This is a genomic window from Cohnella sp. OV330, from assembly GCF_900112065.1.
Lineage (GTDB): Bacteria > Bacillota > Bacilli > Paenibacillales > Paenibacillaceae > Cohnella.
The window spans coordinates 555,484-566,003 of the sequence record NZ_FOKE01000003.1; the positions used below are offsets into that span (position 1 = coordinate 555,484).

The following is a 10,520-nucleotide window of genomic DNA, read 5'->3' on the forward strand; positions in this document are numbered from 1 at the left end:
CATGTGAATGACGAGGGGGCAGCTTTTATTTTTTTGTGACTAGAAGCTTACGAAGTCATGACCGGCATGACAAAAGCGATGACGGCTGTTCACTAGTGGGATCGGCATCTAAAACTTACGCTAGAAATAGCCATTATCGCCAAATAAGGAGAATGATTAGACATGTCTGCAACATCATCATCCAGGACGATACAAAATCCTCAGATCGGGGACGCCGTAACCTTCCTGACGACGGCGCAGGAGTCGGGCGGCGCCTATGAATGGGTGGAAGTCCGCCTCCAGCCCGGAGGGGGCACGCCTTTGCATTACCATACGACGTTCGAGGAGGAGTTTGAAGCGCTGGAAGGCAGGCTGTCGCTCGACTGCGACGGCAAGACCCTGCTGCTCGCGCCCGGCCAGAAGGCGGTGGCGCCGCTCGGCTCGAAGCATCGCTTTTACAACCAGGAGAATACGGAGATCGCGTTCCGCGTGAAGGTGCTGCCGGCGCGCAGCTTCGAGAAGTTTCTGCGCATGCAGTACGGCTTGGCGCGGGACGGCAGAACGGGCGCGAACGGCATGCCGAAAAGCATGCTGGAACTGGCCGTCGTCATTCGAATGGGCGAAAGCTACTTGATCGGTCCGCCGGTCTGGCTGCAGAAGGGCATGTTCGGGCTGCTGTACCGGATCGCGCAGTGGCGCGGCGTGGAACGCAGGCTGCTGGCGCTCTATTGCTCGGCTTCGGAGGAAAAGAAAGGAGCGGGGGAGCGGTATGCGGAGATTTCTTGACCGGCTCGCATGGAAACGAGGTCTCGCCGGACTGCTCGCCGCTGTCTTGCTGACCGGAAGCCTGGAGCAGCTGGCGTATGCGGAACCCGCTGCAGCCGATACGAAGGATCTAACGCTCTCCGGACTGCTGGAGCAGCTCGGCGGTTCGCTCGAGAACGATCTTGAACCGTCGGTGAAGGACGGCGTATACGCAGACGATGCAGAGAAGATGTCCATCGCCGGCGCAGTCTACGGGCTTCCCGTCAAGATCAGTGCAGCCGTCGCCGGAGCGCCCGGTACGGGCGACAGCCGTTCGGCATCCGTGAGCGCCGACGGCAGATTCGTGGCGTTCGCTTCGGCTTCGACCAACCTGGTCGACGGGGATACGAACGGCAAGCAGGACATTTTCCTGCAGGACCGCGAGACCGGGACTACGAAGCGGATCAGCCGCGGGGCGGGCGGGTCGCAGGCCGACGGCGACAGCTACGCACCGTTTGTGAGTTTCGACGGCACCTACGTGCTATTCACTTCCAAAGCGCAAAACCTCATAAGCGGCGACGCGAATTTTTACGAGGATTTGTTCCTCTACGATGCTAAGTCGGAAGCGGTGCAGCGGGTCGCGCAGTACGTACCCGGCTCCGAATTTGCCGGAGCGGGAAGCTCCTATCAAGTCAGCGCGGACGGCCGCTATGTCGTATACGCCGGCAAGACGAGCAGCCAGGGCACCTGCGACATCTGGCTGCTCGACCGCAGAAGCGGCAAGGTCAGGCTCGTCGCGAGACAATTTTACATTTACGAAACCTTCCGCTCCAGGCTGTCGATCAGCGCGGACGGCCGCTACGTCGCCTTCGACTCCTTTTCCAAGGAGATCGTTCCCGACGATGTCGGCGGCAACTACTCCTACAAGTATCGCGACGTCTACTTATACGACGCGGCGCTGAACGAGATGAAAAAGATCAGCCGGGCGCCGAACGGAACGACGGGCAACAACTACAGCTATTACCCCGCGATCAGCGCGGACGGCAATTACGTGGCATATTTGTCCAAGGCGAGCAACATCGTCGCGGCCGATACGAAGCCGGCACAGGACGTTTACGTCTATTCGCGGCAGACGGGGACGACGGAGCTCGTCAGCTTGGACGGGACAGGCGCGCAGCCTGGCGTAGATGCCTACGATCCGTCGATCAGCGCGGACGGCCGCTACGTCTCGTTCCATACGGACGGCGCGTACGACGAGTCCGATACCGGGCGCACGGACGTGTACGTGCGCGACAGAATCGCCGGCACGACGATTCGGGTCAGCAAGACGGCCGGCGGCGCCAATGCCGACCAGCCGGCGGACAGAGGGACGCTGAGCGCGGACGGCGGCACGATGGTGTTCGAGACCGCCGCGACGAATATGGCCGAATCGGCGGATCCGGATGCATACAGAGACATCTACGCCGTCGCGTTGAATACAGGCGCCGAAGCGCCGGCTTGGCCGGACGGCGCAGCCGTCACGGCCGAGCCGGGCGGAACCTACGTAGCGCTCAGCTGGCCTGCCGTGCCCGGCGCGGCCTATTACAAGGTGCTGCAGGACGGGCGCTTCGCAGGCATCGTGACCGGCACTTCGTTCGCGGCGGACGGTCTGGCGCTTGGATCGCCGCACCGTTATCAAGTGGCGGCAGGGACCGCGGGTTATGCTTGGTCCGCCTGGTCGCCCGAGGTCGAAGCGCAGACGCTCGGCGCCAAGGAAACAAATGCGCCCGGAACGTCCGCCGCGGCGGTCGTTCCCGTCCTGGGCGGGGCGCAGGTATCCTGGAGCTATCCGGGAGATAGGGATATCGTCGGGGCGAAGGTGCGCTGGCGCAAGCCCGGCGGCGCGGCGTTCGAATCGCCGCTGTATCCGAAGAGCGTCGTCTCCGCGCTCGTGCCGAATCTGGAGAACGGCGAGTTCTACGAATTCGCGATCGCGATCGTGGACGGAGACGGCAACGCGGGCAGCGGCGAGTGGTCTCGCGTCAAGCTCCCGTCGGGTCCGGCCGTCGTGCGAATGGATGTGCTTCGAGGGACCGGCGGGCCGGCCGGCAGCCAGAATGTTTATGTCGCCGATATGAACGGCGACGGACGCTATACGCTGTTCACGAGCGACATGCACTTCCTGGTCCCGGAGGACGATAGGACGGCGCCCTACAACTCGTATTCGTCGACCACGCAGCTCTATCTCTACGACTCGGAGCTCGGCTCGGTCCGCCTGATTAGCCGGACGTGGGACGGCAAGCTGGGCAACGGCAGCTCGGGCGGCGCTTCGATCAGCGCGGATGGCAGGTATATCGTATTCGGCTCCGCGGCTTCCAACCTGCTCGAGGACGCGCCGGACACGAACGGCAAATGGGATGTTTTCCTCATGGACCGGGACGTGAACGGCAACGGGACGTTCGACGAGCAAGGGGATACATCGCTGTCCAAGATCAGCACGCCGTACGTGAACGGCGGACAGGCGAACGGGGATAGCTCGGGCCCCGTCATCAGCGCGGACGGCAGCACGATCATTTTCAGCACGAACGCTAAAAATCTCGTGGATGAGCCGCCGACCGATACCAACTACTACAATGTCATCATGAGCACGGCTGCCCGCGAACCGGAAGCGCTGGTGCTCCCGAACGGCAAGTCGCCGGGGGCGTCAAGCGGATCGCTGGACCTGAGCGCGGACGGCAAGACGATCGCGTTCAACACGTACTACTCCTTCGACGAAGAAGATACGGGCAGCGATTCGGATATTTACTGGTACGACTGGCACGATCCGGACGACAAGAAGCTCGTCTGGATCAGCGGGATGATCCAGGACCGGAAGTATTCGAACGAGATCAAGCTCGACGCCTCGGGCAAGATCGCGGTCTTTAATATGATGCTGCAGAACAACCAGTACCAGACGTATGTTTTCGACGCGAACGCGCCTCCGGGGACGATCCCCGCGCCGCTCATCGAAGTGCCGATCGAGAGCAGCACGTCGCTCGATTATATAACCGCTACGGCGATCAGCGCCGACGGCCGGCAGGTGCTGTTCGAGTCGTCGGGGAAAGACATCGTGCCCGGCCTTTCCGGCAACTACACGAGAGTCTATTCATGGGATCGCATCGCAAAGAAAGCATCCCTGGTCAGCCAGCCTTACGATCCGGCGCTGGCCGCGACGTCGAGCGCGTTCAAAAGCCGTATGAGCGGCGACGGCACGCGTGCGGCTTATGTTTCGACCATGATAAACATGGTTCGGGGCAGCGAACGCGCGGAATATAGCTATGGCGCGTATATTCAGCGGATCGCGCTGGCAGCGCCGGCGGCAAGCTGGCCCGCGGGCAGTTCGCTGACGGCCTCCGACGTCGGCAAAAACAGCGTGAAGCTGACTTGGACCGCCGCCGCCAACGCGACGGGAGGCTACCGCGTAGCGGGCGGCCCCACGCCGGTCGAAGTGCCGGTCGGAACGCTTGAGACCGTCGTGACCGGACTCTCGCCGTCGACCGACTACAACTTCGCGGTCCAGGCCTCGGCGGCGGGCGGCGTCTGGACGGCCGACGGACCGACGGCGACGGCGCGCACGACGGCGGATACGGGGCTTGCGGACCTGACGCTGTCGCTTCAGGCAGGCGAAGTACGCTTGGCCTGGGGCGAGCCGTCTGCCGGAGCCGGCATCGCCGCATTTCGCATCGTCCGCAAGACCGGCGGGAGCGAGTGGACGACGGTCGCGACGGTGAGCGACGCGGCGGCGCGCGGATACGCAGACCGGACGGCGCTCTCGGGCAGGACCTATACGTACGCGGTCCACAGTCTGGACGCGGCGGGGACGGAATCGCCGTATTCGGTCGAAAAGACGATCGCGGTCGGCGGGACCGACATCGCTTCCTTCACCTACGCGATGCCTTTCTACAACCGTCAGCACGTCGGCCAGGAGGATACGATCGCGCTCAAGCTGGTCGCGCCGTCCGGCGCCGAGGCGAACGCGACGCTGTCTTACAAGGATAAAAACGGCATCGCCAGAACCGCCGAATCCGAGCTTGCAGAGAGCGCGCAGCCGGGCGTGTACGAAGGCCGCCTGACGATCCCGAAGTTCGCGGTGAGCCTGGATTCGATCCTGGGCAAGATGACTTACGAAGGCGTCTCCGACGAAGCCGAGGCGCTGCAGAAGCCGATCGTCGTCGGCGGCACGGTCAAAGTGGCGCTCGAAGCCGGCTCCGAGATTCCGTTCGACAGCCTGCTGACCCTATACAGCAAAAAAGCGGCCGCATACCGGACCGTGACGCTGAACGGCGCGCTCGAGGCGAGCTTCAAAGGCTTGCCCGCGGCCGATGACTACAAGCTGACGCTCATCGGCGCCGGCGGCCTGGACCTGCTCGAGGAATCGCAGGTTCCGCCGATCGCGGCCGAGGCAGGCGGCAATCACGAAGCATCGACGAAGCCGCAGCTGCCCGCGCAGCTGTCGCTAGCCGTCTCTTATCCGTCGGGCTCGGCGCCGAACGTGCAGGTGCTGGTCTCGGATGAATCGGGCGCGACGCTCGCATCCGGCGTCACGCCGTTCAACGGCAATCTGTCTTTCCCGGCCTTCAAGGGAATGATCGGGAAGACCGTCACGATCCGGGCGATTCCCGGGGACGCGCAGTATGCGCCGCTCGAGCAGTCGCTGACCCTCGTCAGCGGCCGCAACCGGGCGGAGCTGCATCCGGCGCTGAAGACCGAAGCGACCTTTAAGGGCACGGTCAGCGATATGAACGGCTTGCCCGTTCGCGGCGCGACGGTGCAGGTCACATTCCGGGGCAGCTATTACACGGCCATGACGGACGACGCGGGCAAGTACACGGTGAACGCGCCGGCCGGAGAGGTTTACGTGCAAGCGCAGGTCGGAGGCTCGTTCAGCTCCGGGTGGATCAAGACGGAGGCTGTCGCCGGGCAGACGCAGACGCTGAATATCGAATACAAGCAGCGCATCCCCGCCATCGTCAGGCTGAATCTGTATACGGAATCCGAAAATGGCATGTGGATCGGGCCGTATGACCTCGATTGGCGCGAGATGGTCCACTATCACGTTTACGCGAAGGAGGGCATGGTGAGCAGCGGCAATCCGATGCTCGTGTACGCAGAAGCGGGACAAAAGGTAACGGTATGCGCGAATGGCTACGAGGCGGGCTATGCCAGTACTTGCGTCGAAGCCATGATCGGTCAAGACCTGCGGGGAGAGGCCACGATCCGGCTGGAAAACAAGATCAGCAAGGTGGCGGGGAACGTGTCGGACGTTCCTGCCACGCTCACCGTCTACCGGCTGGACGGTGCGAACCGTTCCTACGTGAAGAGCGAGGGCGTGCCGGCTGACGGCGACTTCAATGTCGCGCTGCCCGGCGCGGGCACTTACGAGCTCCGCGTGGCGGCTGGCGGCGGCAAGTCGCTGCTCCGGACTTTTACCGTCGCGGATCGCGATTCCGTCGATCTCGGCGAGCTGAAGCCGACGCTCGGCGGCGCGTTCGCGGGACAGTCCGGCAACGCCGTGCTGCTCGGCACGACCCGGCCGGCGCCGGGGACGGCGCTTCAGGTGCGTGCATCCTACGCCAACGTGACCTATGCGCAGATCGGCGGCGCAGCTCTCGTGCTGGACGTACCGGCGGAGACGACGCTCGTGCCGGACAGCGTGATCTGGAACGGCAAACCCGTGACGCCAACGCTTGAAAACGGACGTTACGTCGTGCAGATGGGGACGATTCCAGGTAGAGGCGCGGGAACGTTGCAGTATCAGCTCCAGATCGCGGATGAGCCTGAGGCGCGCGAGCTGGACGTATCGCCCCGCATCCGGTATGACGCAGAGGGCTCCCAGCAAGAAGAGGAGCTCGGAACCGCGCGGGCGAGTCTCTCGCAGGTCACGATATCCGCGCCGAGCCGGACGGCATTCCGCGCGTTTGTCGTGACGGGCTCGGCGCCGAGCGACAGTCAGGTCGCCGTACAGGCCGGCGACAAGATCGTCGCGACGGCGGACGCATCGCCCAACGGCAGATGGTCGGCCTCCGTCGAGATGCCTGGGGAAGGCAAGACGGCCGATTGGCAGCTTCGCGCCGTCGCGTCGCTGAACGGTAAAACCTGGAGCAGCGAAGCCGCGGGCGTCAGCTTCGACGAGGGGATCGCGGAGCCGATCGAATTCACGATGAAGCAGAGCGACGGCCGGACGATTCGGCTCGATCCGCGCGGCGGAGCGACGCGCTTCCCTTACGTATTCGCGCCGGGACTCCCCTTCGTCCTGACGCTTAAGTTCAATCATCCTGAACTGGCCAAGGACGTGGCCTTCTACATCGGCGAGACGCGCGTGCCCGCCAGCTTGAAGGACGGTGTCTACCAGGCGGTGCTGAACGGCATCTCGGATCCTGGCGCCATCGGCGTAGACTACGAGACGAGTGAGTCGCCGGCTTCCTTGGATCCGACGCCGCCGACGCCGACGGAGATCCGCGACCAGCTGCCGCAGCCTTTCCGCGACGCGGTCAGGGAGGATCTCGTCGTATCTCCGCGGTCCGACGGGGATCGCAGCCAGTCGATGTCGTACAAAGGCAAGCTGCCCGCATCGGTCGGAGACGCGAAGCTCACGATGAACGCGACGCTGGAGCGGACGTCGTATACGCCGAGCGCGAACGATCTGAGTCTCGAGCAAGAGACGGGCGTCCCGGCGTACGGCGTGAATCTGAAGCAGTCGTTTTCGGGCGGCGTACTTCGGCTCGAGCTTACCGGATATCTGCCGGACGATCAGTTCGCGGCGGGTCTGGACGCGAGCAAGGCGATGGCGCTTCTGGCGGCCGGCGCCGAGAACAAGATCTACGCCGGCATGGCCTCGGAGATCGGCGGCGGGAAGAAATCCGCGGCGGTCCATACGCTGAACGGCGCGGTCCGCGTCGTAGCGGCGCGCGTCGCGATGGCGTTCGAGTCGACGGCCGGGGAAAACACGTGGAAAACGATCGATGCGGCCTACAGCATCTACGACGGCCGGGGCAGCGGCGACACGCTCGCGGATCTCGAGTACCTGATGGATAAAGTGGCGCGTTACTGCGATCCGCATCTCGTGCCGGCCTATATGGATCATATCAACTTTCTGAAAAATCACCTGATCGCGGTCGAGCTGACGAAGGCGGCGATCATGGTCGCAGGAGCCGTGGCAGGACCGGCCACATTCGGACTGGGAACCATCGCCCTGTTCCTCGTCAGCAACGCGGCGGGCAAGGTGCTTGACGGCCAACTGGCGGGCATGGTCGCCAACCTGAACCGCGACATCGACAGCAATCCGTACTGTAAAATTCCGAAGAAGCCGAAAAAGCAGATCGCCGATCCCGAGTGGATCTACGATCCGAGCGGGTACGTCTACGAGATGACGGAGGACCGGCGGATCGAGGGCGTCAAGGCGACCGTCCTGCGTTGGAACGAGTCGACGAGCCGTTGGGACGTCTGGGACGCCGACTGGTACGGGCAGGACAATCCGCTCTATACCGACGCGGAGGGCAGGTATGCGTGGGACGTGCCGAAGGGCAAATGGAAGGTGTTGTTCGAGAAGGAGGGCTATCTGTCCGCGGAAAGCGAGGAGCTGACGGTACTGCCGCCGCACTTCGACGTCAACGTGGCGATGATCTCGACGCTGCCGGCAAAGCCGGTGCGGGTCGAGGCTGCGCCCGGCGGCGCTTCGGTCGACATTCTATTCGACCGTCACGTGAAGGGAGACGCGATCGGCGCCGATCTGCTGAAGGTGATCGATCCCGAAGACGGCGGCGAGATCGCAGGCGTCTGGACGGCGATCGATCCGGTCGCGGACGGTTCGGCGAGACATGTACGCTTCGTGCCGGATCAACCGCTTCGCGAGGGAGCCGCGTACAAAGTCGGCGTCGACGCGGCGCTGCAGAGCTACGCGGGCATCCCGCTGGGCGAAGCGTTCGAGACCGAAGTCGACGTATCGGAGACGGACACGACGCCGCCGGCGGCGGTGACGTCGCTCGAGGCTGAGGCCGACGGCAGCCAGGCGCTGGTCGCATGGAGAGACGCGGCCGACCCGGATACGGCGAAGGTCGTGGTCTCGTACAAGGCGCAAGGCGCGGAAAGCGGAAAGACCGTCGACGTGCATGCAGGCCAAAAATTCGCGTTGCTGACGGGCTTAAATGCGAATACGTCTTACGACATCGAGGTTCGCGCCTATGACGCGGCAGGCAACTATAGCGCCGCGAGGACGACGGCCGGCACGGCAGGCGCCCAGCCTGTATCGGGCGATATCGCGCCGCCGGGACCCGTGACGGTCGGTACGGTCGCTCCGGGCGTCGATACGGTGAGCCTGACCTGGCAGGACCCGGCGGACGGCGACTTGTCCGGCATCGGGCTGCAGTGGGCGGCCGAAGGGCAAGAGATGACCTTAGAGCCGGTTCGGGTAAGCAAGGGCGTCGGCAAGTACGCGATCGCCGGACTCTCTCCGTCGAAGTCGTACGAGATTCGGATCTGGACGATCGACGATGCCGGCAACGCGTCTCCGGCGCAGACGCTGTTCGTCACGACCAAGGCGGCTGGCGGCGGCACCGGAGGCGGTCCGGGCAATCCGGGCGGCAACCCGCAGGATCCGTCTCAGCAGGACGCCGAGAGCGGCGAGGTCGGCGCCGAAGGCGGGACCTTGAGCTTCTTCGGCGGCAAGCTGAAGCTGTGGCTGCCCGGCAGCGGCGGCGCGGCGGGAGCGGCCAAGAAGGTGACGGCTGCGAAGGTGTCCGGTTCCCCGACGCCGGCGGATGCGCATCTGAAGCTGGTATCGGACGTCTATGCATGGAAGCTTGAAGCAGGAGGCACGCTCGCGGCGCCGGGCAAGCTGACGATCGCTTATGACGCCGCGAAGCTGGCGGGCGCAGACATTCGCAAGCTTGGGCTGTACCGTCAGGACGCCGGCGACAAGTCCAAGTGGACGTATGCCGGCGGCATCGTCGACGGGGCTTCGGGCAGCGTGGAGTCGGCGGTAATGGAGCCGGGCACGTACGCGGTACTGATCGCCGAGTATTCGTTCGGCGATATGGCGAATCATTGGAGCCGAGCTGATGTTGAGGTGCTGGCGGCTCGGGGGATCGTGAGCGGAGACCCGGCGGGCACGTTCCGACCGAACGGCAGCGTCACGCGGGCCGAGTTCGTCAAGCTCGTTCTGCCGCTGCTCGCCGGCGGCGCCGGACCGGGAGTTGCGGCAGAGCGGTTCGCCGACGTGCCGGCGGACGCCTGGTATGCGGAGGCCGTGGCAACGGCGACCGCAGCCGGGATCGTTCAGGGCGCGGGCGGCAAGTTCAGGCCGAACGACCCGGTCACGCGCGAGGAGATGGCGGTCATGCTATTCCGCGCGCAGGGCATCGCGCCGGATATCAAGCTGAACGCCGACGCCCTCCTCTCCGCCTACGGCGACGGCAGTAAAGTGTCGAAGTGGGCGCGGATGCAGGTCGCCTATGGGGTGCAAAGCGGGCTGCTCAAGGGCAGCGGCGGCAAGCTGAATCCAGGCGCTACGGCCACGCGAGCCGAGGCTGCGACCGTCGTGCTCCGCGCGCTGGGTGCGCTCGGTCGTATCACGAAAAAATCCTGATCGGCACATACAGAGAGCCCCGGCGGAAAATAAGCCGGGGCTCTTCGCGTTACGCCCGACGTACCCGAGGCTACCTGGCTCGCCAGTCGCTAAAATGGTGTTCGGAAATAGCGCAAAATTGCGCTATTCTCGTAAGCGCGGATCCGCTTCTTCGTCTGCAACTACCTTAGGGCTCGGAAATAGCGCAATTTTGCGC

The 10,520-nt window shown here is 64.2% G+C and carries 2 protein-coding genes; both read left to right on the plus strand.

Translation table 11 applies throughout. The features are described 5' to 3' along the window. Positions 1–162 precede the first annotated feature (162 nt). Positions 163–765, plus strand: coding sequence for a cupin domain-containing protein (locus tag BM235_RS09425; RefSeq protein ID WP_090111976.1), 603 nt, complete (start codon positions 163–165; stop codon positions 763–765). After that, the gene (locus BM235_RS09430) at positions 749–10,324 is read left to right on the plus strand and encodes an S-layer homology domain-containing protein (protein ID WP_090111978.1); all 9,576 of its coding nucleotides are present in this window, start codon (positions 749–751) and stop codon (positions 10,322–10,324) included. The genes BM235_RS09425 and BM235_RS09430 overlap by 17 nt, the downstream gene beginning before the upstream one ends. Positions 10,325–10,520 lie beyond the last annotated feature (196 nt).